The organism is Streptomyces monashensis (assembly GCF_001866665.1).
Lineage (GTDB): Bacteria > Actinomycetota > Actinomycetes > Streptomycetales > Streptomycetaceae > Streptomyces > Streptomyces monashensis.
In genome coordinates this window covers 172708-198891 of record NZ_MLYO01000016.1, presented here as the reverse complement: position 1 = coordinate 198891, position 26184 = coordinate 172708, and the positions used below count along the sequence as shown (strand labels likewise).

At 74.0% G+C, this 26184-nt stretch carries 21 protein-coding genes; 9 read left to right on the top strand and 12 right to left on the bottom strand.

The genetic code is table 11. The features are described from left to right. Positions 1-365: 365 nt before the first annotated feature. Complete coding sequence (locus BIV23_RS09540; protein ID WP_071380339.1) at positions 366-1229, top strand: phosphotransferase enzyme family protein; 864 nt, start codon at positions 366-368, stop codon at positions 1227-1229. A 20-nt stretch (positions 1230-1249) separates the two neighbouring features. On the opposite strand, the gene BIV23_RS09535 is transcribed toward BIV23_RS09540, so the two are convergent. Together BIV23_RS09535 and BIV23_RS09530 are read right to left on the bottom strand one after the other, a co-directional pair. Continuing rightward, entirely contained in the window at positions 1250-1975 is a 726-nt protein-coding gene (locus BIV23_RS09535) for a 3'-5' exonuclease (RefSeq protein ID WP_071380338.1), read from the bottom strand. Positions 1976-2076: 101 nt separating this feature from the next. Next, positions 2077-3315 (bottom strand): SAV2148 family HEPN domain-containing protein, encoded by a 1239-nt coding sequence (locus BIV23_RS09530; RefSeq protein ID WP_071380337.1) that lies wholly within the window; start codon positions 3313-3315, stop codon positions 2077-2079. A gap of 365 nt (positions 3316-3680) precedes the next feature. On the opposite strand from BIV23_RS09530, the gene glgX reads away from it, so the two are divergent. Next, positions 3681-5816, top strand: coding sequence for a glycogen debranching protein GlgX (glgX, locus tag BIV23_RS09525; protein WP_071380336.1), 2136 nt, complete (start codon positions 3681-3683; stop codon positions 5814-5816). A gap of 16 nt (positions 5817-5832) precedes the next feature. Here the strand turns inward: glgX and BIV23_RS53540 are convergent, their stop codons facing one another. After that, positions 5833-6261, bottom strand: coding sequence for a hypothetical protein (locus BIV23_RS53540; RefSeq protein WP_071380335.1), 429 nt, complete (start codon positions 6259-6261; stop codon positions 5833-5835). 153 nt (positions 6262-6414) lie between these two features. On the opposite strand from BIV23_RS53540, the gene BIV23_RS53535 reads away from it, so the two are divergent. The 3 genes from BIV23_RS53535 (at position 6415) to BIV23_RS09505 (ending at position 10676) form a co-directional block, all read left to right on the top strand. Further along, on the top strand, positions 6415-6702 hold the full coding sequence (locus BIV23_RS53535) for a hypothetical protein (protein WP_071380334.1): 288 nt from the start codon (positions 6415-6417) through the stop codon (positions 6700-6702). Positions 6703-6860: 158 nt separating this feature from the next. Continuing rightward, positions 6861-9233, top strand: coding sequence for a malto-oligosyltrehalose synthase (treY, locus tag BIV23_RS09510; protein ID WP_177239810.1), 2373 nt, complete (start codon positions 6861-6863; stop codon positions 9231-9233). Positions 9234-9425: 192 nt separating this feature from the next. Next, complete coding sequence (locus tag BIV23_RS09505) at positions 9426-10676, top strand: M14 family zinc carboxypeptidase (protein ID WP_071380332.1); 1251 nt, start codon at positions 9426-9428, stop codon at positions 10674-10676. A gap of 22 nt (positions 10677-10698) precedes the next feature. On the opposite strand, the gene BIV23_RS09500 is transcribed toward BIV23_RS09505, so the two are convergent. Both BIV23_RS09500 and BIV23_RS09495 read right to left on the bottom strand, forming a co-directional pair. Then, complete coding sequence (locus BIV23_RS09500) at positions 10699-11115, bottom strand: SSI family serine proteinase inhibitor (protein WP_177239807.1); 417 nt, start codon at positions 11113-11115, stop codon at positions 10699-10701. 127 nt (positions 11116-11242) lie between these two features. Further along, complete coding sequence (locus BIV23_RS09495) at positions 11243-11794, bottom strand: FHA domain-containing protein (protein WP_071380330.1); 552 nt, start codon at positions 11792-11794, stop codon at positions 11243-11245. Between the two features lie 181 nt (positions 11795-11975). Here BIV23_RS09495 and treZ point away from each other — a divergent pair, with 181 nt between their 5' ends. Beyond that, the gene (gene treZ / locus BIV23_RS09490) at positions 11976-13721 is read left to right on the top strand and encodes a malto-oligosyltrehalose trehalohydrolase (RefSeq protein ID WP_071380329.1); all 1746 of its coding nucleotides are present in this window, start codon (positions 11976-11978) and stop codon (positions 13719-13721) included. Between the two features lie 27 nt (positions 13722-13748). Here the strand turns inward: treZ and BIV23_RS09485 are convergent, their stop codons facing one another. The 4 genes from BIV23_RS09485 to BIV23_RS09470 form a co-directional block, all read right to left on the bottom strand. Further along, a complete protein-coding gene (locus BIV23_RS09485) occupies positions 13749-14687 on the bottom strand; it encodes an aminoglycoside phosphotransferase family protein (protein ID WP_071380328.1) in 939 nt (312 codons plus the stop codon). A gap of 65 nt (positions 14688-14752) precedes the next feature. Then, entirely contained in the window at positions 14753-15880 is a 1128-nt protein-coding gene (locus BIV23_RS09480) for an aminopeptidase P family protein (RefSeq protein WP_071380327.1), read from the bottom strand. Between the two features lie 236 nt (positions 15881-16116). Continuing rightward, positions 16117-16710, bottom strand: a complete 594-nt coding sequence (locus tag BIV23_RS09475) for a PDZ domain-containing protein (RefSeq protein WP_071380326.1) — start codon at positions 16708-16710, stop codon at positions 16117-16119. Positions 16711-16827: 117 nt separating this feature from the next. Further along, positions 16828-17694, bottom strand: coding sequence for a LysR family transcriptional regulator (locus BIV23_RS09470; protein WP_071380325.1), 867 nt, complete (start codon positions 17692-17694; stop codon positions 16828-16830). 92 nt (positions 17695-17786) lie between these two features. On the opposite strand from BIV23_RS09470, the gene BIV23_RS09465 reads away from it, so the two are divergent. Next, a complete protein-coding gene (locus tag BIV23_RS09465) occupies positions 17787-18509 on the top strand; it encodes a CTP synthase C-terminal region-related (seleno)protein (protein WP_071380324.1) in 723 nt (240 codons plus the stop codon). 56 nt (positions 18510-18565) lie between these two features. Here the strand turns inward: BIV23_RS09465 and phsA are convergent, their stop codons facing one another. After that, positions 18566-20452 (bottom strand): O-aminophenol oxidase PhsA, encoded by a 1887-nt coding sequence (phsA, locus tag BIV23_RS09460; RefSeq protein WP_425443472.1) that lies wholly within the window; start codon positions 20450-20452, stop codon positions 18566-18568. Positions 20453-20592: 140 nt separating this feature from the next. Further along, positions 20593-22755: a germacradienol/geosmin synthase Cyc2 gene (cyc2, locus tag BIV23_RS09455; RefSeq protein WP_071380323.1), complete on the bottom strand. Its 2163-nt coding sequence runs from the start codon at positions 22753-22755 to the stop codon at positions 20593-20595. A gap of 169 nt (positions 22756-22924) precedes the next feature. Between cyc2 and BIV23_RS09450 the strand changes: the two genes are divergently transcribed. Both BIV23_RS09450 and BIV23_RS09445 read left to right on the top strand, forming a co-directional pair. Continuing rightward, positions 22925-23725 carry an alpha/beta fold hydrolase gene (locus BIV23_RS09450; protein WP_071380322.1) on the top strand — a complete coding sequence of 267 codons (801 nt, stop codon included), beginning with the start codon at positions 22925-22927 and terminating at the stop codon, positions 23723-23725. Beyond that, a complete protein-coding gene (locus BIV23_RS09445; RefSeq protein WP_071380321.1) occupies positions 23722-24984 on the top strand; it encodes a cytochrome P450 in 1263 nt (420 codons plus the stop codon). Before BIV23_RS09450 ends, BIV23_RS09445 begins: the two co-directional genes overlap by 4 nt. Here BIV23_RS09445 and BIV23_RS09440 read toward each other — a convergent pair. Beyond that, positions 24961-26169, bottom strand: a complete 1209-nt coding sequence (locus BIV23_RS09440) for a damage-control phosphatase ARMT1 family protein (RefSeq protein WP_071380396.1) — start codon at positions 26167-26169, stop codon at positions 24961-24963. The genes BIV23_RS09445 and BIV23_RS09440 overlap by 24 nt on opposite strands. Between the last annotated feature and the right edge of the window lie 15 nt (positions 26170-26184).

Sequence of the window (26184 nt, the reverse complement as noted above, 5' to 3'; positions counted from 1 at the left end):
ACGAGACGATACGTCTCGTCCAAATACTTTTCCGGCCCGGCTCCGGAGCTCCGCCGTGGTACTCCTGGAAGCCGGGGCGACCGCCTTTGCCGGTCGGGAGCACCCGGTCGACGAGGGCGAGGCGGACCATGCCCTTCGGCCGCGGCAGGAAACCGAGGACGCGGCGGCCTCCTTCTTGTGCGGGCCGGCCGTGACCCTTCGGCCGTTGATGTCACGGAATCAGCCTCTTTGCCTGCCACGGGTTGGCGCGCCCGTGGTCGTGAGCGCGCTGGGTCGCGTCACGGGACCGCGCATCCGGCCCGGCACACCACCCGACCTGTGCGAATGCGAGACTGACCGGGGAGATCCGACCGCACGGAGGCACGATGGACGAGGGACGGGCACGGGACGTACTGGCCGCGGCGGGGGTGCTGCCGGGACCGGCCGGGGACGCGCGGCTGCTCGCTCTCGGGGAGAACGCGGTGTTCGCCGCCGGCGACCTGGTGGTGAAGGTGGGCCGGGACGCCGAGCTGCTGGAGCGGGCCCGGCGCGAGCTGGACATCGCCGGCTGGCTGGCCGAGGAGGGCGTGCCGGCGGTGCGGGCGGCCGAGCCGGAGCCGCGACTGACCGAGGGTCACCCGGTGACCGTGTGGCACCGGCTGCCGGAGCCGGTGCGGCCCGCCGAGCCGCGCGATCTGGCGGAGCTGCTGCGGATCGTGCACGCACTTCCGTCTCCTCCTTTCGCCCTGCCGCCGCGCGAGCTGCTGGGCGGTGTCGAGCGCTGGCTGCGGCTCGCGGGGGACGCGATCGACCCCGAGGACGCGGCCTACCTCCGTGCGCGCCGGGACGGTTTCGCGGCGGCCGCGGCCGCGCTGACGCCCCATCTGCCGCCGGGACCCGTCCACGGCGACGCGCTCCCCCGCAATGTGCACATCGGGCCCGACGGGCCGGTCCTGGTCGACCTGGAGACCTTCTCCGCCGACCTGCGCGAGCATGACCTGGTGGTCATGGCCCTCTCCCGCGACCGGTACGGGCTGCCCGCCGAGGCGTACGACTCCTTCACCGCGGCGTACGGCTGGGACGTACGGGAGTGGGCGGGCTGCACGGTCCTGCGCGGCGCCCGGGAGACGGCGAGCTGCGCCTGGGTGGCCCAGCACGCCCCGAGCAACCCGAAGGCGCTGGCCGAGTTCCGCAGGCGGGTGGCGTCGCTGCGGGACGGGGACGAGGCCGTGCGCTGGTATCCGTTCTGAGCGTGCCGCGGGGCTGACCGCTACGCGGGCCGGCTCACGGCCGGCTCCCGCAGCGGCCACGTCCCGTCCACCACCGCCTCCGCATCCCCCTTGCGGCGCAGGAACTCCTGGAAGTCCGCCGCCCACTGCGCGTACCACTCGATCTGACGGCCGTGCAGGTCTGCCGGGCTCAGGGACGCGATCTTCGGGTGGCGGACGGCTATCGCTCCGGCCAGCCGGGCCGCGGCGAGGGCGTCGGCCGCGGCGTCGTGGGCCCGGTCGAGGACTATGCCGTACTCGGCGCAGACCGCTTCGAGGTTCCGCTTGCCGCGGCGGTAGCGGTCGGCCCAGCGGTCGATCGTGTAGGGGTCGACGACCGGGGCGGGCGGGGTGCCGCCGAGGCGGTCGGCGAGGGACGGCAGGCCGTGACGGCGCAGCTCGGCCGAGAGCAGGGTGAGGTCGAAGGCCGCGTTGTAGGCGACGACCGGGACGCCCGCCTTCCAGTACCCCGTCAGGGCCTCGGCGAGGGCGTCGGCCACCTGGTCCGCGGGCCGGCCCTCGGCCGCCGCGTGCGCGGTGCTGATGCCGTGCACCGCCACCGCGTCGGCCGGGATCTCCACGCCGGGGTCGGCCAGCCACTCCCGGCGCCCCACGGGCTCCCCGGCCCTGACCTCGATCACCGCACCGGTGACGATGCGTGCCTCGTGCGGATCCGTGCCGGTCGTCTCCAGGTCGAAGCCGATCAGCAGCTCACGGTGCCAGCCCATGGCGGCCCCCCTTCTCGGTGGTGCTTTCCCCCAGTGGCCTCCACCCTCGCACGCGGCACTGACAATCCGAGGACGGGATTCCGCCTACCCCGACGGACAGTTCAGGACACAGGGCGCGAATCGGCCCAGGACAGCTCGAATTCCTCCCGGTATGTCGGGAACAACCCGGCTTCGCCGACGTCATCCGACTTCACCAGCTTGCTGCCGTTGCGCAGCACGAGCACTGGCGACTCCATCCCCCGCGCACCGCGCAGATAGGACTGCACCACGGCGATGCCGTCGGCGCCGTCGCCGTCCACCAGGTAGGCGGTGAAGCGGGGCGTCTCGTCGTACACCTGGATCTCGAAGGCGCCTGGGTCGCGCAGCCGGGAGCGGACCCGGCGCATGTGCAGGATGTTCATCTCGACCGAGCGGCTCAGCTCGCCCCGCTTCATGCCCAGTTCGCGCTCGCGGCGCTTGACCGCGCTGGAGGCCGGATTGAGGAACAGCAGCCGTACCCGGCAGCCGGACTCGGCGAGGCGGATCAGGCGGCGCCCGGAGAAGTTCTGCACCAGCAGGTTGAGGCCGATGCCGATGGCGTCGAGGCGGCGGGCGCCGGCGAAGAGGTCCTCGGCGGGGAACTGGCGCATGAGCCGCACCCGGTCGGCGTGGACGGCGACCACGTCGGCGTACCGGTCGCCGACCAGGTCCTCGACCGCGTCGACGGGCAGCCGGCGCGCCGAGGGAACGTCCCCGCCCGCACCGAGCATCTCCAGGAGGCGGGCCGAGGCCCGCTCGGCCTGGCTGAGCACCGTCTCGGACAGGGCCCGGTTGCGGGAGACGACGTTGCGGGTCACCTCCAGCTCGTCCAGGGCGAGTTCGAGGTCGCGGCGCTCGTCGAAGTACGGCTCGAAGCACGGCCAGTGCTGCACCATCAGCTCGCGCAGCTGCGGCAGGGTCAGGAAGCTGAGCACGTTGTCGTCGGCCGGGTCGAGCAGATAGCCCTTGCGACGGCTGACCTCGCGGACGGCGACCGCGCGCTGCACCCACTCCTGCCCGGCGGGTCCGGCCGCGGCGACCACCCAGTCGTCCGCGTGGACGGGCTCGTAGATGGGGCGCAGCACGGCGGCCACGACGGCGCGCAGCCGCTGTTCGACGAGGTTCAGCCAGATGTAGGCCCGGCCGGCCCGCTGGGCGCGGGTGCGCACCTCGCGCCAGGCGTCGGCGTCCCAGTCCAGCTCCGGCCCGATGGAGCCCGCGTCCATCGGCCGGGCCAGGGACACCGCGCCGGGCGGGACGTCTGCGGGGTTTCCCTCGTGACCCTCGCCACCAGGGGGCAGCTCCAGCCCTCCCGAGCCCACCCGTGCACCGCCTTCCGCACCCCGGGGCCTTCCCCGTCTCAACGATCAAGGAAGGGTACTCCGGGAGCGGTCGGGGTTGCAGCCGGATGGACAGGTCGGTTGTCCAACTGTTTTCCTCAACTCGGCCTGTGCCGACGGCCGTTCCCCGAGCCCGTGTCACAGGGAGTGAGCGGATTCATAACGGGGGCGGTTCGCGGGGTGCCGGCCGGGCCCCGCCGGGGCTCTGTCCGTGCTGGTGAGCGGCGCCCGGGCGGACGCCGACGTGACGCGTGCCCGCTCCGGGACAGGTGAGGTTTCGTCACTTTCGGGAGACTCGGGGGCCGTCACGGCCCCGGTCGGGCGACTCACCTGTCAGAGTCGTCTGCATGCAGGTCTGGCCTGGACAGGCGTATCCGCTCGGCGCCACCTATGACGGCGCGGGAACCAACTTCGCGGTCTTCACGGAGGCCGCGGACCGAGTAGAGCTGTGTCTGCTGCACGACGACGGCTCGGAGACGGCGGTGGAACTGCGCGAGAGCGACGCGTTCGTGCGGCACGCGTACGTGCCGGGCGTGATGCCGGGACAGCGTTACGGGTTCCGCGTGCACGGCCCGTACGACCCCGCGCGCGGGCTGCGCTGCAACTCCGCGAAGCTGCTGCTCGACCCGTACGCGAAGGCGGTCAGCGGCTCGGTGCGGTGGGGCGAGGAGGTGTACGGCTACCACTTCGGCGCGCCGGAGCGGCGCAACGACCTGGACTCGGCGCCGCACACCATGAGCTCGGTCGTGATCAATCCGTACTTCGACTGGTCCGACGACCGGCCGCCGCGCACCGAGTACCACCACACGGTCATCTACGAGGCCCACGTCAAGGGCCTGACCATGCGTCACCCGGGGCTGCCGGAGGAGCTGCGCGGCACGTACGCGGCGCTGGCCCACCCCGCGGTCATCGACCATCTGACCGGGCTCGGGGTGACGGCCCTGGAGCTGATGCCCGTACACCAGTTCGTCAACGACCACCGGCTGACCGACCTGGGCCTGAGCAACTACTGGGGCTACAACACGATCGGCTTCTTCGCCCCGCACAACGCGTACGCCTCCTGGGGCGACCGCGGGCAGCAGGTGCTGGAGTTCAAGTCGGCGGTCCGGGCGCTGCACGAGGCCGGGATCGAGGTCATCCTGGACGTTGTATACAACCACACGGCCGAGGGCAACCATCTGGGCCCCACGCTGTCGTTCAAGGGCATCGACAACCCGTCGTACTACCGGCTCGCCGAGGATCCGCGCTACTACACGGACACCACCGGCACCGGGAACTCACTGCTCATGCGGTCCCCGCACGTGCTCCAGCTGATCATGGACTCGCTGCGCTACTGGGTCCTCGAGATGCACGTCGACGGCTTCCGCTTCGACCTGGCGGCGACGCTGGCCCGGCAGTTCCACGAGGTGGACCGGCTGTCGTCGTTCTTCGACCTGGTGCAGCAGGACCCGGTGGTCTCCCAGGTGAAGCTGATCGCCGAGCCGTGGGACGTCGGCGAGGGCGGCTACCAGGTGGGCAACTTCCCGCCGCTGTGGGCCGAGTGGAACGGCAAGTACCGCGACACGGTGCGGGACCTGTGGCGGGGCGAGCCGCGGGCGCTCGCGGAGTTCGCCTCCCGGCTGACCGGATCCTCCGACCTGTACCAGAACGACGGCCGCCGCCCGCTGGCCTCGATCAACTTCGTCACCTGCCACGACGGATTCACGCTGCGCGACCTCGTGTCGTACAACGACAAGCACAACCGGGCCAACGGCGAGGACAACCGGGACGGCGAGAGCCACAACCGCTCGTGGAACTGCGGGGTCGAGGGCGAGACCGACGACCCGGGCGTGCGCGCGCTGCGCGCGCGGCAGCTGCGGAACTTCGTCGCCACGCTGATGCTGTCCCAGGGTGTGCCGATGGTCAGCCACGGCGACGAGTTCGCGCGCACCCAGCAGGGCAACAACAACGCCTACTGCCAGGACAACCAGCTGTCATGGGTGCGCTGGCCCGACACGGGCGAGGAGGGCGAGGCCGGGGACGAGGCCGGGGGGCTGCTGGAGTTCACGCGCGCGATGGTGTGGCTGCGGCGGGACCACCCGGTGCTGCGGCGGCGGCGCTTCTTCCACGGGCGGCCGGTGGAGGGCACGCACGACGCGCTCTCCGACATCGCCTGGTTCACCCCGGAGGGCACCGAGATGACGCAGCGGGACTGGGACTCGGCGCGGGCGTCCGCCCTGACGGTGTTCCTCAACGGCAACGCCATCTCCGAGCCCGGCCCGCGCGGGGAGCGCGTCACCGACGACTCGTTCCTGCTGATGTTCAACGCCTCCCCCGAGTCGATGGAGTTCCTGGTGCCGGTCGACCACGGCCGGCAGTGGCAGGTGGTGGTCGACACGGCCCGCCCGGAGGGGGTGCCGCCGGGCGGCGGGGCGAAGGTGGGGGCGGGCGACCTGCTCACCCTTTTGGACCGCAGCCTGACGGTGCTGCAGCGACCGGCCTGACCTCGGGGGGTGGAGCTCAGGAACGCGTGCGGGCCGGTACGTCGTCCACGCGCGTGTGCGCGGCGTGTCCGGCCTCCGCGGCATGGGTCGTCGGGCGGGCCGTCAGGGCGATAGCCATGGTGAGCGCGGCCGCCGTGCTCGCCACCGCGACGGCCACGATGGGCCCGTGGATGCCGGTGAGGCTGCCGGTCACGGCGACCGGGAGGGTCTGTCCGCCGACCAGCGCGCTGGTGGCGACCGCCATCGCCTCGGCGAGCCGGACCGGCGGCACCGCGCGCTCGGTGGGCCCGAGCACCGTGATCAGACGCGGCGCGTAGGCGATGCCGAGCTCGGTGACCACGGCGTACAGACCGGGCAGGCTGTGCGTGCGCCCCGCCTGGTCCTCCGCCGGATGGGCGAGCACGGAGGCGAGTGCGACCAGGGCCGGGCCGAGGACGAAGGACATCTCGTCCAGCGTGCTCTCGAAGGACAGCGCGGCGCCGACCCTGGCCTCGGGGCGCCGGCGCGGCGGGCGAGCCCGACCGGCCGAGCGCGGGCCGGCGGGCCCACCAGCGGCACGGTGCCACCCGCGGCGGCCCCCAGAAGCGCCAGGACGGCCGTGGGCAGGCCCGCGAGGGCGCCGGCGACCAGGGAGGCCACCGCGAGCGCGTGGGCGAGCGAGAACGCGAGCACGACCCTGCGCTGCCCGTGCCGGTCCGCGCGCCGCCCCACCGGGCCGCAGACCACCTGCCCGAGCGCGAGCGCCCCGCCGGCCGGCCCCGCGGCGGACAGGGAACCGCTCGTGCGGGCGACGAGCGGCACACTGCCGAACCGGATGGCGGCCGTCGGCAGCCGGCCCGGGAAGGACACACACGGCAGCAGCGGTCCGGTGAGGGCGATCACCTGACGGCAGGTGTCGCGCGTACGGCGCCGGTCCGGCTTCACCGTCCCCGGCGTCCCCGGCGCGCGAGGCGTTGTCCCCGACACCCGAAGCCAGGCACCCGCGCACGCGTGCGTGCCGGGACGGATGACACGAAACGGGGCGGTCTGGGTACGTAGGTTTCCATGACTCCTGTACGACCCGGACCACGCGTGCCCACGGCCACCTACCGGCTCCAGCTGCAGCCCGCGTTCCCGTTCGCCGCCGCGGCGACGGCCGTACCGTACCTGGCGTCGCTCGGCGTCTCGCATCTGCATCTGTCCCCCGTCCTGGAGGCCGTGCCCGGCTCCACGCACGGCTACGACGTGGTGGACCACGCGCGCGTGCGCGAGGAACTGGGCGGCGAGGAGGGCCTGCGGGCACTGGCGCGGACCGCGCGGGAGCACGGTATGGGCCTGGTCGCGGACATCGTGCCGAACCACATGGCGATGGCGCCCCGGCACAACCACGCTCTGTGGGAGGTGCTGCGCGAGGGGCCGGACTCGCCGTACGCGCGGTGGTTCGACATCGACTGGGAGGCCGGGCACGGCCGGCTGCTGCTGCCGGTGCTCGGCGGCCCCGTCGGCACGGAACACGGGCGTCTCGTGGTCGACGGCGACGTGCTGCGCCACCACGACCACGCCTTCCCGCTCCGCGCGGGCACCGAGGGCCTGCCGGTGGCGGAGCTGCTGGACGCCCAGTGGTACCGCCCGGTGTGGTGGCGGCTGGCCCGCACCGAGCTGAACTACCGGCGCTTCTTCAGCATCTCGGAACTGATCGGGGTCCGGGTGGAGGACCCGGAGGTGTTCGAGGCCACCCACGCCAAGATCCTCCAACTGCTGCACGAGGGCGTGCTCGACGGGCTGCGCGTCGACCACCCCGACGGGCTCGCCGACCCCGACGGCTACCTCGCACGGCTGCACGCGGCGAGCGGCGGGCGCTGGACGGTGGTGGAGAAGATCCTCGCCGACGGCGAACTCCTGCCGCCGTCCTGGCCCGTCGCGGGCACCACCGGGTACGACGCCCTGCGCCGGGTCGACGGCCTGTTCACGGACCGGGCCGGGGCGGACGAACTCCGCACGGCGTACCGGCGGTTCGCGGCGCCGCAGACCGACCGGGGCGGGGACTGGGCGGCCACCGCGCGCCGGGCCGCCTACCAGGTGCTCACGCACGAGCTGGCCGCCGAGACGGACCGGCTCACCCGGGTGGCCGCCCGGCTGTGCGCGGGCTCGCCGGAGCTCGCGCTGCGCGACCGGGCACCCTGGGCGCTGCGTACGGCCCTGGTCGAACTGCTGGTCCGGATGCGGGTGTACCGGCCCTACGCCTCCGGCAACGCGGCCGCCGTCGTGACCGAGGAGGCCGCCGAGGAGGCCCGGCGTGCCTTCGCCGTCCCCGAGGAGGCCGGGGCGGTGGACGTCGTACGGCGGCTGCTGACCGAACCGGACGGCGCCGGGGTGGCGGCCGGGGACGGTGCGGACAGGGCCGAGCTGCGCACCCGGTTCGCGCAGACCGCGTCGGCGCTGCGGGCCAAGTCGGTCGAGGACACGGCGTTCTACCGCTACGTGCCGCTGCTGTCGACGACCGAGGTGGGCGGCGATCCCGGCCGGCCGGGGGTCTGCCCGGAGGAGTTCCACGCGTACTGCGCGCGCGTGCAGCGCGACTGGCCGGCCACCGGCACGGTGGTCACCACGCACGACACCAAGCGCAGCGCCGATGTCCGCGCAGCGCTGGCCGTGCTGACCGAATGCCCCGCGCGCTGGGCCGAGTTGATCGCCGAGGTGACGCTGCCGGAGGAGGGGGTGCTCGACGGGCAGCTGGCCTGGGCGGCCTGGCAGACGGTGTTCGGACTGGGGCCCGCGGCGGCAGAGCGGGTCCGGGAGGCGCTGCTGAAGCACGTGCGCGAGGCGGGCCTGTACACCAGCTGGACGGAGCAGGAGCCGCCGTACGAGGAGGCGGTGGCCGCCTTCGTCGCGGCCGGGCCGTGCGGGCCGCCCGGCGAGCGGGTGGCCGCGTTCCGCACGGCGCTGGAGCCGCACGTCCGGGCCAACGTGCTCGGCACCGCCCTGGTCCAGCTGACGATGCCGGGGGTGCCGGACGTGTACCAGGGCACGGAGGGCGAGTACCGGGCGCTGGTGGACCCGGACAACCGGCGTCCGGTGTCCTTCCCGCCCGAGGCACCCGGCGAGAAGGACGCGTTGACGGCGGCGGCGCTCCGGCTGCGCGCCCGGCGCCCCGACGCCTTCGGTACGACGGCGACGTACGCCCCGCTGACGGCCGAGGGCCCGGCGGCCGCCCACTGCGTGGCCTTCGCCCGCTCCGGCGAGGTGGTCACGGCGGTGACCCGGCTGTCCCTGCGCCTCGCGGAGGCGGGCGGCTGGCGGGAGACGCGGCTGGCGCTGCCGCCCGGGCGGTGGTCGGACGTGCTCGCCGCGGACCGGGAGTTCACCGGGCACACGCGCGTGGCCGACCTCTTCGACCGGCGCCCGGTGGCGCTGCTGGAGCGCGTCGCCCAGGACTGAGAGGGGTTCCAGCGGGTTACCGGCGCTCGCGGGACGCGGCCTGCACCAGCAGTGAACCCACGGCGCACAGTGCCCGCACCGCGTCCCGGAAACTGCGTCCAAGCGCCCCCGGGAGCCTCCCCGGCCGTATGCTTGACAGTTCACCCATCCCGTGCGGGACTGGGAGGGCGAAGCCGGGCGGACGGGTCGGGGGTGAGTTTCCTGCCGGAGCTGCGCTATCCCAGCGTTCCCGAACTGATCGCCTCCGCACAGGCGTTGGCCGCTCAGGAACCCGGGCTGTGCGCGCTCAGGCAGGTGGGCGTCTCGCGCGCGGGAAGACCCCTGCACCTGCTGTCGGTGGGGCACGCCCGGCGGGCGGTGCTGGTGGTGGCCGGCGCGCACGCCAACGAGCCGACGGGGGGCTCCACCCTGCGGGTGCTGGCCGAACGCGTCCTGGCCGAGCGGGAGTTGCGGGCGGACACCTCCTGGCACTTCCTGCTCTGTGCCGATCCCGACGGCGCGAGTCTGCACGTGACCCCGGCGCCGCGCAGCCTGCTCGACTACCACCTCGGCTTCTACCGGCCGACGGGCGCGGAGCAGCCGGAGTGGTCGCCGTCGGTGCTGCCGCCGGACCGGCTGCCGCCCGAGACCCGGACGCTGACCGGGGTGATCGACGAACTGCGCCCGTACCTCCAGGTGACGCTGCACGGCACCGATCTGGGCGGCAGCTGGGTGCAGTTGACCCGGCCCGTGCCGGGGCTCGCCGAGCCGTTCGCGAAGTCCGCGGCGCAGCTGCACATCCCGGTGGAGACGGGTGCCTCGGACGCCGCCGGCTGGCCCGCCGCCGGACCCGGGGTGCACGTCATGCCCGGCCCGGAGACGGGCGCCGCCTACCCGAGCATGCCGGACGACGCGCGGCACAGCACCTGGTACCACGCGCACCGCTACGGCGGTCTGACGGCCGTGGTGGAGGTCCCGATGTGGGCCAGCGACCTGGTGGACGACCGGGCGCCGCACCCGGCGCCCGCGGCCGCGATACGGCGGCTGGCCCGGCGGCTGACCGGGGACGCGCACGAGGTGGAGCGGATACTGGCCGAGGCGCAGCCCCGGCTGGACGGCCTGGACGGTCCGCTGCTGCGGGCCTCGCGCTGGGTGCTGGGGCTGATCCCGGGCCTGGCCGAGGACTGGATCCACACCCCGCCGGCCGGTACGACGATGGCGTACGTCGGCAGTGTGGACGCCTTCGGGCGGCGGCTTCCGCTGCGCGCGGCGGCGATGCTGCTGCGGGTGCTGCGGGAGACCGACGACCGCGCGGCGCCGCGGCTGGAGCACCTCGTGGCCGACTGGTGCGACGCGTTCGCGGAGCGCTTCCGGGCCCGCTGGGTGCCGTTGGAGCACCAGGTGGAGCACCAGTCCCGGACGGTGCTGGTGGCGGCGCAGCAGGCCCGCGAGCGGGCCGGGTGAGCCGCGCCGCCGCGCCCGGCGGTCACGCGTCCAGGGCGAACACCGCTCCCGTACGCGCGTTCATGACACAGGTGTTGGTGTAGGTCTGCCGGAAGTCGACCGGCCGGCCGTTCCACCGCCCGTACGCCTGGACGGTCACCGGGGAGTAGAGGGCCGGGCAGAACACGCGCTCGGGCGGGATACGGCCGATGTCGCCGCCGACGGCGGCGAGCTCGGCGCACGCCTCGGCCGCCCGCGCGTGGCCGCCCCGCGGCGGGTCGCACAGCAGCACGGTGCCGCGCGTGGGACCGTTGCCGTTCTCACCCTTGGCGACGGTCAGACGGAGCCAGTTGCCGGAAACGCGGTCGCGGGGTGCCGCCTGGGCCGGTCCCGCGGCGAGGAGCCCGGCGGCCGCCAGCACGGCACCGACCGCCGCGGTCGATCTCGAGAGGTACGTCATGCTCCCCAGCATCGGCACGCCGGCGCACGTTCCGCAGTCCGGCCCGTCCGGCTCACTCGAACGGGACGGCACGCGCACGCGTGAAGATCGCCTGTTCGAACACGACCGGCCGCCTCGGCCGACGGGCTCAGCTCACGGCCAGCCGGAACCCCATGCGGCCGAAGGCGACCAGATCGCCCTCGCGGACCACGATCGCGCCGGTCACCCGGCGGCCGTTGACGGTGGTCCCGTTGGTGGAGCCGAGGTCCCTGAGGACCCACATCTCCCCCTGGCGGAACAGCTCGGCGTGCACGCGGGAGACGGTCTCGTGGTTCAGACGCAGCCCGTTGGCGGGGTCACGGCCTATGCGCAGCGGGTGGGTCTGTCCCGGATGGGGCAGCAGCAGCTTCGGCAGCCGCTCGGCCTGCCAGGCGCGGCGCAGTCGTACGGTGAACGCGGAGACGGCCTCGACGCTGCCGAGGACCGCGCGGGACAGGCGCTTCTCGCGGGGCAGGTCGGCGACGAGGGCGGCCAGTTCGTCAGCGTGGCGGGCGGCGAGCGCCAGTTCCATGCGGCGCACGAACGTGTCGTGCGACAGCCGCCCCCTGGCGACGCCGTCGCGCAGCACCATGAGCGCCTTGTCGCGCTCCGCGTCGGACAGCCGCGCGGGGTACGTGGAGAACTCGAAAGACGACGTCACGCTGGTGATTGTCGGTCAGTGAACCCCGAGTGTCCAGAAAACGCGGAACCGGTGCCACGCGTGCGTGCGTTCCGCGACACCTGCCGGGAAAGACCGAGTTCGAGAACACATTGATCGTCCGGACGGGCACGATGGGGGCCGCGGGAGATCATCACGGTGAGCAGACGAAGGGGAACCGTCCGTGCAGTTCGAGGTGTGGGCACCGCAGGCAGACCGAGTGACGCTCCATTGCGAGGGCACCACGCGCGCGTTGGGGCGAGATCCCGAGCGCGTGGGCTGGTGGACGGGGGAGGCGGAGGCGGACGACGGCGCGCGGTACGGGTTCGCGGTGGACGACGGTCCCGTCCTGCCCGACCCCCGCTCGCGCCGCCAGCCGGACGGCCCGGACGGGCTGAGCGCGGTCGTGGACCACGGCCGGTACACATGGCGTGCGCGCTGGGCGGGACGGGGGCTGCCGGGCGCGGTGCTCTACGAGCTGCACGTGGGGACGTACACCCCCGAGGGCACCCTGGACGCGGCCGCGGCGCGGCTGGAGCACCTGGTGGAACTGGGGGTCACGCACGTGGAGTTGATGCCGTTGTGCCCCTTCCCGGGGCGGCACGGGTGGGGGTACGAGGGCGTGTCGCTGTGGGCGGTGCACGAGCCGTACGGCGGCCCGGAGGCGCTGAAACGCTTCGTCGACCGCGCCCACGAACTCGCCCTCGGGGTCGTCCTGGACGTCGTGCACAACCACCTGGGTCCGTCGGGCAACCATCTGCCCGCGTTCGGGCCGTACTTCACCGACACGCATCACACGCCCTGGGGTTCGGCGGTGAACCTGGACGCGCCCGGCTCGGACGAGGTGCGCGCGTTCCTGCTCGGCAGCGCGCTGGCGTGGCTGCGGGACTACCGGGTCGACGGGCTGCGCCTGGACGCGGTGCACGCGCTGCACGACACGCGCGCGTACCCGTTCCTGGAGGAACTGTCGGCCGCGGTGGACGCGCTCGCCGAGGAGGTGGGCCGGCCGCTGTCGCTGATCGCGGAGTCCGACCGGAACGACCCGCGGTACATCACCCCGCGCGCGGAGCACGGCCTCGGGCTGCACGCGCAGTGGAACGACGACTTCCACCACGCCCTGCACACCGCGCTGACCGGTGAGGCGCAGGGCTACTACGCGGACTTCGCGCGCGCCCCGTTCGCCGCGCTCGCCAAGACGCTGACCGGCGGGTACTTCCACGACGGCACGTACTCCAGCTTCCGGGACCGGCGCCACGGCCGCCCGCTGGACCGCGCGCGCGTGGCCGGGCACCGCCTCCTCGGCTACAGCCAGACGCACGACCAGGTCGGCAACCGAGCCCAGGGCGACCGGCTCTCGGCCCGGCTCTCCCCCGGCCTGCTGGCCTGCGCGGCGGTGCTCACGCTGACCTCGCCGTTCACGCCGATGCTGTTCATGGGCGAGGAGTGGGCGGCGGGCACGCCGTGGCAGTTCTTCACCGACCACACCGATCCGGAGCTGGCCGAGGCGGTACGGCGGGGCAGGCGACGGGAGTTCGCGGCGCACGGCTGGGCCGAGGAGGACGTACCGGACCCGCAGGACCCGGCGACGCGGGACCGCTCCGTGCTGGACTGGTCGGAGCCGGCGCGCGAGCCGCACGCGCGCGTGCTCGCCTGGTACCGGCGGCTGATCGCACTGCGCGGTGAGCAGCCGGACCTGACCGACCCCGATCTCGCCGACACCAAGGTGGCGTACGACGAGGAGGCGGGCTGGCTCGCCTTCCGGCGGGGCGACGTGCGGGTGGCCGTGAACCTGGGCGGGGAACCGGCGTCGATCCCCCTGGGCGCCCGTCCCGCCGTGGTCCTCGCGGCCTGGGACCCGGTGTCGGCCCCGGGCCCGAACGGCCTGCTGGAACTGCCCGGGGAGTCCTGCGTGGTGCTGTCCCAGCCCTGAGCGGGGCGACCGCTCGGGACCGGCACGCTACGCGTCCTGGTCGTCCTCCTTCAGGTCCGTCACCCGTTCCAGCATGATCGGTTCCCAGGCGCGGCCCAGTTGGGTGCGCAGGAGGGGCAGCGGGCTGTCGTCGCGGCCCTCCAGGCGGTCGGTGAGGCGGACGACCGTGTCACAGCGGGCCAGCCACAGGCCGCGCAGACAGGGGCGGGCGCCGTAGCCGGCGAGGGTGGCCGCGCGGACGGCCGCGCCGGAGCCGACCGCGAGGACGAGCCCGGCGATGTCCTCGGCCGGGTCGGCCAGGGCCGCGTCGGTCCAGTCGAGGACGCCGCGCACCCTGCCGTCGGCGCTGACCACCAGATGCTCGCCCTTGAGGTCGTGGTGGACGAGCACGGCACCGCCGGCCTGGGCGGCGAGCTGCGCCGCGCCGGGCGAGGTGAGCTGGTGCAGGCGTACGGGGTCGAACTCGTCGGCGGCGGCGAGGCGTTCGGCCGCCGCCACGGCCATGCGGCGCAGCGCCTCCAGGGAACGCGGCGCGACGCGCGGCACCCCGATCGTCTCGGCCCGCGGCGCCGGCACCGCGCGCAGCCCGGTGAGCAGTCCGGCCAGGTCGGCCTCGCCGACGGCCGAGACGTCGTGCTCCTCGGCGCTGCCGCCGGGGATCCGGGTGTCGAGCGTGTAGGTGAGGCCCGGCGCCCACTCGCCGTGCGCGACGCCGGCCGGGACGGCGACGGGGAGGTACGGCCGTACCAGGTCGCGCAGGCGCAGTTCGCGGCGCTGGCGCAGGGCGTCCTCGCGGGAGAGGGCGAGCCGCAGCACATGGCGGGTGCCGACCCACCAGGTGGAGTGCTCGCCGCCCGCCGTGACGGGCCGGACATCGGGTCCCCCGCCGCCGGCCGCGTGCTCGTCGGTCAGCGAGCGGACGAGCCGGCGGACGGTGTCCGCGGTGGGTGTCGGTGCCTGGGTCATGGATCGCGCCGTTGCCGTTCGGGGAAAGTCGGGAAGAGGGACCGGGGCGGGTCTCCCTGGGCCGGTCAGCCCACGACGACCAGCTCGCGGGTGGTGTTGTTGAAACGACGGCCGCCCTCCTCGGTCACCGTGACGATGTCCTCGATGCGCACGCCGAACCGCCCGGGCAGGTAGATGCCGGGCTCGACGGAGAAGCACATGCCGGGCACGAGGGGCTGCTCCTCGCCCTCGATCATGTACGGCGGCTCGTGCGTGGTGACGCCGATGCCGTGCCCGGTGCGGTGGATGAAGTACGCGCCGTACCCGGCGTCGGTGATCACCGCGCGGGCGGCACGGTCGACCTCCTGGCAGGCGGCGCCGGGCCGTACGGCGGCGAAGCCGGCTTCCTGGGCCGCGCGGACGATGTCGTGGACGCGGCGTTCCTCGGGCGTGGGCTCGCCGACGTGGACCGTGCGGGTGGTGTCGGAGCCGTAGCCGTCCTTCAGACCGCCGAAGTCGAGGACGACCATGTCGCCGTCCTGGATGACGCGGTCGCCGACCTCGTGGTGCGGGTTGGCGCCGTTGGGTCCGGAGCCGACGATGGTGAAGTCGACCTGGGAGTGGCCGAAGCGGCGCAGCAGGGCGGCGAGGTCGTGGCCGACGTCGGACTCGCGGCGGCCGGCGAAGGGAACCTTCCGGATCTCCTCGAACGTTGCGTCGGCAGCGGCTCCGGCCGCCGCGAGGAGTTCGAGTTCGGCCGCGTCCTTGACGGCGCGCAGCATGGGGAGGGCATCGGTGAGGGAGGCGTACGAGGTGTCCGGCAGGGTCCGCTGGAGACCCAGCAGGTGCATCGCCCAGGTGTTGTCGCTGATGCCGAAGCGGCCCGCGCCGTCGAGCAGGGCGGCGGTGACGGCGTAGGGGTCCTTGCCGTCGGTCCAGTCCCGCAGGGTGAGCGCGGACGCGCCGACCGCGTGCTCGGCGTCCGGCGCCTCCAGGGTGGGCACGACGAGCACGGGGTCGTGGCCGGGGGTGAGGACCAGCACGGTGAGCCGTTCGGTGACGGCGGTGGGCGTGTACCCGGTGAGCCACACCATGTCCGGTCCCGGCGCCACGAGCAGCCCGGCCAGACCGGCGTCGGCGGCGGCGCGCGTGGCGCGCTCCATCCGGGCCCGGTGGTCGGCGGCGGTGAAGGGCGGGGGCGGGCTGCCGGTCATCCGGTCCTCCGGGCGCGGGTGAGGGTGCGGGGCGATGGCGTCTCGTGCAGCATCCTGCCCGGTCGGCCGGGGCGGCGCGAGCCGGTCGCCGGCGCACTCCGCGGGGTGCGGTCGCGGGGGAAGGGGCTCGGCATGGGGCCATCATGGCGCGCGGGACGGACGGCGACCAGTGGGCCTGCCGGGGTGACTGACAGGGCCTCCGGTTGACCGGGGTGCGGGCGCGGGGCGCGTCCCGGTCAGGTCACCACGCCCGGTACGGCGGTCAACTGCTGGTAGCCCCCGCTGCGGTGACGCACGGTGAGGAGCACTGCCTGGCCGGGGCGGGCGTGGGCGACGGCCCGGGCCAGGTCGGCGGCGCTGTCCACGCGCGCGGGGCCGAACTGGAGCAGGACGTCCCCGCGGACCAGGCCCGCGGCGTAGCCGGGGCCGGGTACGTGCACGCCCACGACCAGCGCGCCCGCCTTCTCGGCATCGACGGCCTCGACGCCGAGCGTCGCCGCGGGCTGCACCGCGGCGGGGCTCGGCGCGGTCGCGGGCGCCTTGGCCGAGGGGGCGGACGGCGGGGCCTGGTGGCGCAGTTCGGCCAGCCTGCTCATGCCGATGACGGTGGCGCCGACCGTGCCGATGCCGACGCCGGAGAGCACCAGCAGGATGCCGGCGCACAGGCCGAACAGCAGGCTCCGCAGCCGCTGTCCGCGCCGGTGCGCGGCGTGCGGGCGCGGGACCGGGCCCGCATCGCCGTGGTCGGCGCACTCGGCCCGGTCGGCGCCCGCGCCGTCCCGCGGGTCCTGTCCGGGCATGGGCTTGGGACGCAACGCAGTCTGTTCCATGGTTCGCTCGCCTCCGGGTGTTGCTCTACCCGGGGCGCGGGGCCGCGACGAGACACGAACGAGTGAGACTGGCCGGAGGGTGGCGCAGGGTAGTCATGGCACCTCGGCGGCGCACGGTCACGCCCCGCCCACCAGCTTCCGCACGATCTCCCCCGCCGCCGCCCCCGGGCTGCCGCCGTGGAGGAGTTCCGTACGGTGTACGACCCGGGGTGCGGTGAGCGGGACGGCGACCGTGCCGGGCACGGCGCCGACGGCCGACCGGGGCAGCAGGGTGAGGCCGTGGCCGGCGGCGGCGAGGGCGGTGAGGGTGTGCAGATCGGTGCCCTCGTAGCGCAGCGCCGGGCGGAACGCGCCGCCGCCGTTCGCGGCGCGCAACTGGTCGAGCGGGAGGGCTGCGTCCGGCGCCTCCAGCCAGCGGGCGTCGGCGAGGTCACCGAGGCGCAGTCCGCGCCGTCCGGCGAGTGGGTGCCCGGCGGGCAGCAGCACGCCGACGGGCTCCTCGGCGACGCCGTGCGTGGTCAGCGGGGCCACGTCGGGCAGCCGCAGCGGATCGCTCGGCGCGGCGAGCCCGGCGACGAGGCCCAGGTCCGCGCCGCCGGTGGCGACGGCGGCCGGGATCTCCTCGCGGGCGAGGACGCGCACGGTGACGCCGTTCGGCGGGAGCGCGGCGAGGACGGCGGGGCCGAGGGCGGTCGGGGTGGCGGCGAGAGTGAGGCCGGGCGCGGGCGCGGCGGCCATGCGGACGACGTCGGCCCGGGCCGCCTCCAGCCGCAGCAGCAGCGGGCCCGCGTGTTCCAGCAGCCGCTCGCCGGCCGCGGTGGGTGCGACGGGCCGTCGGGACAACAGGGCTGCGCCCAGGTCGAGTTCGAGCGAGGCGACGTGCTGGGAGACCGCGGACTGGGTGTAGCCCAGCGCGCGGGCGGCCGCCGAGAAGGAGGCGAGGCGCGCGACGGTGACGAAGGTGCGCAGCAGATGCGGGTCCATGGGCCCAGCTTCCCATCGCCATCAGCAGAGCTTATCGATCGTGCAGAAATCATCGTTGGACGTGAACAAGGGGGCGCGCGAAGGATGGGGGCATGGACAACACCGCCACCGTCGCCCTCGTCGGCGACCGCTCCCCCAACGTCGTCTCGCACACCCGTCTCCCCGGCCTGCTGGAGGCGCTCGCCGAGCGCGACCGGCTGGTCCTGGACGCGTACTGGATCCCCTCGCAGGACGCCGGGGCAGGGGGCGCGGTGCGCGGCTTCGACGCCGTGTGGGTGCTGCCGGGCAGCCCGTACCGCAGCGAGGCGGGAGTGCTCGCGGCCGTGCGCACCGCGCGCGAGGAGGGCATTCCGTTCCTGGGTACGTGCGGCGGCTTCCAGCACGCGCTGCTGGAGTTCGCCCGCACCGTGTGCGGGCTGACCGGGGTCGCGCACGCCGAGAACGACCCGGACGCCGCGGACCCGCTCATCGAGCCGCTCGCCTGCTCGCTGGTGGGGCACGAGGCGGCGGTGACGATCGAGCCGGGCTCGCTCGCGGAGTCCGTGATCGGCGCCCGGCGCACGGTCGAGCGGTACTTCTGCGGCTACGGCCCCACCCGCCACCTCGACACGCTGAGCGCCCACGGGCTGCGGTTCTCCGGGCACGACGACGACGGCAACCCCCGGATCGCCGAACTGCCGGGCCATCCCTTCTTCCTGGCGTCCCTGTTCCAGCCGGAGCTGGCGGGCGACGGCTCGCACCCGCACCCGATGGTCCGGGCGCTGGCGCGAGCCGCGGTGGAGCACGCGGCGTCCCGGCTCGCCCGGCAGGCCTGAGGCCCGACGCGCACGAGCCGGCTGCCGGCTGCCCGGCAGCCGGCTCGGAGCCCCGCTCAGCCCATGTGCCCCTCGTGACCGCCGCCGTGCCCGGCGCCGTGGTCGAACTTCATGGCCTCGGCCGGCATGACGACGAAGGGCCGCATCATGCCCATGTCCTCGTGCTCCAGCAGGTGGCAGTGGTACATGAAGCGGCCGTATGCCCCGCCGAAGCGGCCCATGACCCGCAGCATCTGGTTCCCGGGCACCCGGAAGACGTCCTTGTCGCCCCGCTCGTTGGGTGCGAGCGGGATCGTCCGGCCGGCGTCGTACCGGATCGGTGTGCGGGTGCCGCCGACGGCCGGGTCGAAGCCCGATACGTCGTAGGCGTCCCGGCCGAGCAGCTGGAAGTCGGCCAGATGGATGTGCATGGGGTGGACGATCGGCGCGAGGTTGAGGAAGCTCCACTGCTCGTAGCCGCCCTCGGCGAGGGTGAAGCCGAGCGCGTCGTTGAACGTCCGGGACGTGCGCCGGTACGTCTTCGTGGTGCCGTCGGGCCCGGTGACCTGCACGATGCCGTCGGCCGGCAGCTGGAGCCCGCTCGGGTCCTCGACCTCGGTCAGCTCCCAGATCTCCGGGTGGCCGCCCGCGCCCTTGGTGGCGGGCGGGGTGAGCAGGACCATGCGGTGGTGGTGCGGGAGGTCGTGGGTGAGGCGGCGGAAGGAGCCGGAGAGCACCTCGGGCAGGGCGAAGGTGTCCTCCTGCGCGCACGACTCGCCGACACGGAACTCCAGCACCGCCGGATAGCGCACGTCACCGGCCGGGTCGGGCACGCCCGCCGGCTGGTTCGGGCCCTTGTTGACCAGCCGCAGGGTCCGGCCCGCCAGTGCGCGGAAGTCGACCAGCAGGTCGAAGCGCTCGGCCGGCGCGGCGGTCAGCGTGGGCAGGTCGCCCTCGAAGTCGACCGGCACGGGGCGGGGCAGCAGCCCGCCGTCGCTGCCGATCTGGTGCACGACGCCCGGCACCGGCTTGCCGTGCTCGTCGATCAGGACGAGCTCGAAGATGCGCGCGTTCGACGCGTTGAGCAGCCGGAAGCGGTACCAGGCCGGGTCCACCTCGGCGTACGGCCAGATGCGGCCGTTGACCGTGGTGTACGGACCGGTGAAGGGTATGGAGACCGGCTTGCCGGTCTCCGGGTTGCTCCGCTGGACGATCACCGTCTTGTGCAGCAGCCGGCCGTTGAGGCGGCCGTCCTCGTCGGTGTCGAGGTTGCGGTCGGCGATCAGCAGCGGGATCTCCCGCTCCCCGGACGGCAGCCGCAGCGCGTCCTCCTCGTCGTCGCGCAGCAGGTAGGTGCCGTACAGGCCCGTCATCACGTTGAACCGCGTGATGTTCATGGCGTGGTCGTGGTACCACCACTGCGTCGCCCGGTGGTCGTTCGGGTACTCCGACAGCTGGGCGTCGCCGAAGCCGACGGCGTTGTCCGCCCAGCCGTCGTTGCCGCCGCCGGTCCGGGCGCCGTGCAGATGTGTCACCGTCCAGGCGGGCAGGGCGGCGACGTCCTTGTCGGGCTCGACGCCCCCGCGGCCCGGCTCGGTGCTGGGCGGCGGGGTGCCGGGCGCGCTCCCGGGCACCTCGACGGAGGTGACCGGGAACTCCGCCTCCTTCGGTACCCGGTTGGTCCAGGCGACGCGGATGCGCCGGCCGCGCCGCACCTCGACGGTCGGGCCCGGCACATGTCCGTCGTACCCCCACATGAGGGTCGGCGGCAGCTGCGGGTGCAGGCGCACCCAGGTCGGGCGCACGGCGATCTCGGTCTCGTGCAGGACGTCGTCCGCCGCCGGACGCAGGACCGGCGGGACGGTCAACGGCGCGGAGTACGGCGTCAGTTCACCCGGCGCCGGAGCCTCCCGCCGCGTGGTCCCCCCGGCGAGCCTCTCCAGCGTCTCGATGATCTCGGTCAAGTTCGAACACCCCCGTGTGTCCTTGACTTGTGTCTCTGTGTCTGTCGTGTCGCTGTTTGTTCCCCTTGCCCCTCAAGACTGCGCAGAGCGCGCGAAAGTTCCCTGAATCACCCGTTCCGTACGCGGAGATTCCGCGACGGTCAGCCGGGCGACAGTGCCGGGACCGCGGGCGCCCGGCCGGGCAGGAAGCCGTGGGCGCGGCGGGCCAGGAACCCGGCCCGGTAGCGGTCGACGGTGCGGTGCCAGTTCAGGATGCCGGCCAGCCAGTTCTGCAGGTCGGCGACGTAGGCGTCCATGGCGGCGCGGGCCTCGGCCGACAGCGCGAAGTCGTCGTGAAGGACGGGGAGTTCGCGGGCGATGACGTGCTCGAACTGCTGCATCCGCTGGGTCGTGAGGTCGTGCACGACGCGCAGTGCGGTCGGGTAGTCCACACCGAAGAAGTTCTGCACGACCAGGATCGCGTTGTGGATGTCGCCCTCGTACTCGATCTCCTTCTGGTACGAGAAGATGTCGTTGAGGAGGCAGGCGTAGTCGACGGCGGCGTTCTCCAGGGACCGGACCGGGCCGCTGCGGTGGACCTCCGGCGGGATCGCGGGGCCGTGGCCGCTGCGGGCGAGGTTCAGGGTGAGGTCGGCGCCGAAGGTGGCGCGGCGCATCTCCAGGTAGTCGACCGGGTCGGGGACGCGGTTCTGGAGCCGGTTGGACAGCTCCCACACCCAGCTCTCGGTCATCACGTCGACGGACGCCTTGAGGGCCTGCCGCTGATCGGCGTCCATCCCGGCGGTGGTGCGCGTCCACAGGTCGGCCAGCCCGCGTTCCATGCCGCCTGCGGGAGTGACGGCCGGCTCCCCCTCGACCGGCATGCACTCCGAGAGCCGGGCCGTGCTCAGCCGCGCCCCGGCCAGATCCCGGCGGTGGCCGAAGACCAGCGGGTAGTAGTCGTCGGCGTACGTCCCCCAGGCGAGCCACTGGGCGCTGAGGTCGAGGGCCTCGGGGGTGGCGTCGGGATCGATGCCGGCCGCGGCGAGCGCGAAGTCGAAGGCGGTGAGCCGGTCCTCGTCCCAGACTCCCTCAGCCAGCATGCCCATGCGGTGCGACCAGGCGACGAGGTTGTCGCGGGCGCTCTCCCGGTGAGGGCTCAGGCTCAGCTCGTAGGGCATGTGGAAGTCGGGCAGCACGGACGGGCCGACCTTCTGGAACGGCACGTGGGTGTAGGCGCGCAGCCGCTGCCGGGCGGCGGAGGCGAACAGGGCGCCGACGTCGGCGGCCGCCGTGCCGGGGCCGCTCGGCAGCTGCCAGGGGGCCCGCGACACCGCCCCCCGGTTCATGTAGCGGCTGGAGCGCAGATGCCATTCGTGGCCGCCGGACTGCCAGTCCTGGAGTCCCTTGGTGTAGGCGGCGATCGCGGCGGCCTGGTCCGGGGCGAGGCCTTTCTCCAGGGCGACGGCGGGGACCTCGGTGAGCGCGGTGTGCTCGAACTGGTGCAGGCGTGAGGTGAGGATGTCGTTGACGGTCTCGGCGGCCTCCTGGGTGGTGCAGCCGAAGAACTTCTCCAGGACCAGGACGCCGTTGCTGTTCTCGCCCTCGTCCTCGACCTCGCGCTGGTAGGAGAACAGGTCGTTGCGCAGATGGACGGCGTCCGCGAACGTCTCCATGAGGACGCGCAGCGGCCGGGTGCCGGCGACGGCGGCGGGCACCTCGGCGGTCGCGTACTCCACGAGCCCCGCCGACCAGGGGGCGCCGCCCACCTTGCGGCGCATCTCGATGTACTCGACGGGGTTGGCGATCCGCCCCTCGTTGATGTTCGACAGCTCCCACATCGACTCGTTGAGCAGATGCTCGGTGGCGAGGGCGAAGCGGCGCCGCCAGTGCGCCGACATCGCCGGTACGGTGCGCGCCCACAGGTCCTTCAGGCCCGCCTCGACCGGGTTCTGCGGCTCGGGCACCCCGGCGCTCGGGTCGAGCGGCATGAACAGCGGCAGGCGGTCCAGGTGGGCCTTGCCGGCGGCGCGGTCCTGGGTGCGCTTGTACATGTCCAGGAAGTGGTCGTCGAAGAAGAAGACCCACACGTACCAGTCGGTGATCAGGGAGAGGGCTCCGCCGTCGCAGTCGGGGTGGGTGTAGGCGCACAGGAGCCCGTAGTCGTGCGCCTCCAGGTCGGCCTGCTCCCAGATCCCGGAACCCTCCAGCATGCCCATCTCGCGCGCCCACCGGGTGGAGTGGTCCCGCGCCTCGTCGAGGTGCGGATTGAGCCGCGCGGGATACGGCATGTAGAAGTGCGGGAGTTCGAACGGCTGCGTCATGGCCGGGCACTACCCGGGGCCCGCGGCACCCATCCGCCGCCCCGGGCACGGCCACACGTTCGTATGAACCGCCCTCGAAACCCTGGCCTCGGGGCACCGGGGGTGTGCCCGCCGGTACGCCCCGGTCCGTGCCCTTGCCGTGCCCCCGCGCGCGGGCCACGGTAGGCGCATGACCTCCTTCGTACTGCCCCATGAGGTGCACGGCGACGGCCCCCACCGGGTGTTCGCCGTGCACGGCTGGTTCGCCGACCGCTCCGCCTACGCGGCCGTGCTGCCGGACCTCGACCGGTTCTCCTTCACGTACGCGCTGGTGGACCTGCGCGGGTACGGCGAGGCCCGGGACGCGGCGGGCCCGTACACGACGGCCGGGGCGGCCGGGGACCTGCTGGAACTGGCCGACCGGCTCGGCTGGCAGCGGTTCTCGGTGGTCGGGCACTCCATGGGCGGCGCGGTGGCGCAGCGGCTGCTGGGCCTCGCCCCGCACCGGCTGCGCCGGATCGTCGGCGTCTCGCCGGTGCCGGCCTCGGGGCTGCCGCTGGCCGGGGAGCAGGCCGCGCTGTTCAGGGACGCGGCGAAGAAGCCGGAGAACCGGCGGGCGATCCTCGACGTCACCACCGGCGGGCTGCGCCCGGCCGCCTGGCTGGACCGGATGGTCGCCCGCTCGCTGGAGCGCAGCGACGCGAAGGCGTTCCGGGCCTGGCTGGACTCCTGGGCGGGCGACGACTTCCACGCCGACGTCGAGGGCTGCGCGGTGCCCGCCCTCGCCGTGGCCGGCACGCTCGACCCGGCGCTGTCGCCCGACGTCATGCGGCAGACCTGGCTGTCCTGGTTCCCGCGCGCCGAACTCGTCACACTGGCGGGCGCCGGGCACTACTCCATGGACGAGACACCGCTGGAGCTGATCCGCGCGGTCGAGGACTTCCTGCGGGCGGACGGCGAAGGAGCCGTACCGGCACGGGGGTCGGCGTGAACGTCCGTGAAACGCCTCCGGTGCCGGACGTGTTCGACCCCCGCCGGTACGGCATCGGGGTCCCCCACGACGACTACCGCGTGCTGCGCGACCGCCATCCGGTCGCCTGGCAGGAGGAGCGGGAGGTGCTGGGCTGGCCGGCCGGACCCGGGTTCTGGGCGGTGACCCGGCACGCGGACGTCGTACGGGTGCTGAAGGACGGAACGACGTACTCCTCGTACGCCGGCGCGACCCAGATCCGGGACCCCGATCCGGCGGACCTGCCGTTCGTCCGGCGGATGATGCTCAATCAGGATCCGCCGCGGCACGGCCGGTTGCGGCGGCTGGTGAGCCGTGCGTTCACACCGGGCCGGATCGAGCGGTTCGCGTCGGCCGCCCGGCAGCGGGCGGGCATGCTGCTCGCCGGGGCGCTGGCGGCGGCCCGGGAGGGGGACGGCACGGTGGATCTGGTGACCGCCGTCACCGACGAGTACGCGCTGCTCAACCTGGCGGATCTGCTGGGCGTCCCGGAGAGCGACCGGGGCCTGCTGCTGCACTGGACGCAGCGGGTCATCGGCTACCAGGACCCGGACGAGGCGGGCACCCCGGTCCTGGACGCGGCGGGCAGGCCGGTCGATCCGCGCTCCCCGGCGATGCTGGCGGACATGTTCGCCTACGCGCGGCAGCTCGCGGCGTACAAACGGCGCCATCCGGCGGACGACGTGCTGACCACGCTCGCCCAGGAGAACGAACTCGCCCCGGCCGAGCTGGAGATGTTCTTCTTCCTGCTCACGATCGCGGGCAACGACACGGTGCGCAGCGCGGCCCCGGGCGGCCTGCTGGCCCTCGCCGAACACCCGGCCGACCACGCGGCGCTGCGTGCCGGAGCGGTCGGACTCCCGTCGGCCGTCGAGGAGTTGCTGCGCTGGCATCCGCCCGTGCTGACGTTCCGCCGCACCGCCGCACGGGACACCGAGCTGGCGGGAACGCGCATCCGGGCCGGCGACAAGGTCGTCGTCTTCCACGCCTCGGCCAACCGGGACGAGCGGGTCTTCGCCGATCCCGGCCGGCTCGACCTCGCCCGCTCCCCCAACCCGCACGTGTCCTTCGGCGACGGCCCGCACGTCTGCCTGGGCGCCCACTTCGCGCGGCTGCAGCTGCGGCAGCTCTACGAGGAGGTGCTGCGCGCCCTGCCGCAACTCCGGTCGGCGGCGCCGCCCGCGCGGCTCGTGTCGAATTTCATCAACGGCATCAAGTCACTGCGATTCCAGGTCACTTGAGGAAGACGAGGTCGAGACCTGGATGAGGGCGTGCGTGCCGCTGGTGCGCCAGCGCTGCTCCTCGGCCGCCACGAGCGCGGCCGCGGTCGCCGGGGACAGGCCGGTGACGACGTCGGACTTCAGGGTGCGCAGGGCGGCGACCGGGCCCGGGGCGTAGCCGGTCACCGCCGTGAAGGGCGTGGTGGGCGGCCACAGCCGGTCGCCCACCAGACGGCGGTAGTTGAGGTCGCCCTTGAAGAGGGTCAGCGTGGCCGCGGCGAACTCGGCACGCAGGTCGTCCGGCATGTCCGCGTACGGCAGCGGGGCGCACGAGAACGGGTGGGCGCGCACGGTGAGACGGCCGTCGGCCAGCGCCGCCCAGAGCACGCGCGCGTACCCGGCGGCCGCGCCCGGGGCGGCCCGCAGCCGGCGCAGCGCGTCGACGACGTCGGCGGTCGTGGCGTCGGAGACGTAGTACGGGTGTGGCTTGACGTGCAGCACCGCCCGGGCGGCCCGGCCCTGGTCGAGGAGGTGGGCGATCAGCAGCAGATCCGGGACGAGTTCGCGGCCCGCGTTGTCCGCGACCAGGACGAGCGTGCCGGCTCCCGTGCGCGGCAGCAGGGCGAACAGGGCGTCGCCGTCGTCGGCGACCAGCGCGGGCGCCGGGTCCCGTTTCTCGGCGGACTCGGCGGAGAGCCGGAAGCCGAGGTCGGCCCGGTTGCCCCAGAGCGAGCCGTGCAGCAGGGCGCGCGCCCGCTCCTCCTCCGGCAGACCGGCCAGGTCGTCGAGCGCCGCGAGTTCCGCGTCGGTCTCGGGCGCGTCGAGTTCGGCGCGTTTGAACGGGCGGAAGGGGTCGATGCCCTGCCAGGCGCCGGGGCCGACGTATCCGACGGCGTCGAGCAGCCGGCGGTAGAACCAGCTCTCGGACCACAGCCAGGGCACGTCGTACCAGGACCGCCCGGTGTACGCGGGCAGGCCCCAGCCCTGCCACAGGTCCCGGTCCGGGGCGTCGGCCGGCAGCGGCTCGATGGTGCCCTCGGTGCAGCTCGCGAGCAGTTCGTCCAGCTCCCGGCGCTGTCCGGGGCCGTACGGGAAGGCGTCCCGCACCTGCTGGATGATCGCCGGGTGCCGTTCGGCCAGCACGCTGTGCGGGAACGAGCCGGTTTCGTTGCCGAGGATCACGGGTGCGAACGGGGTGTCGGGCATGTGCGTCACGGTAGC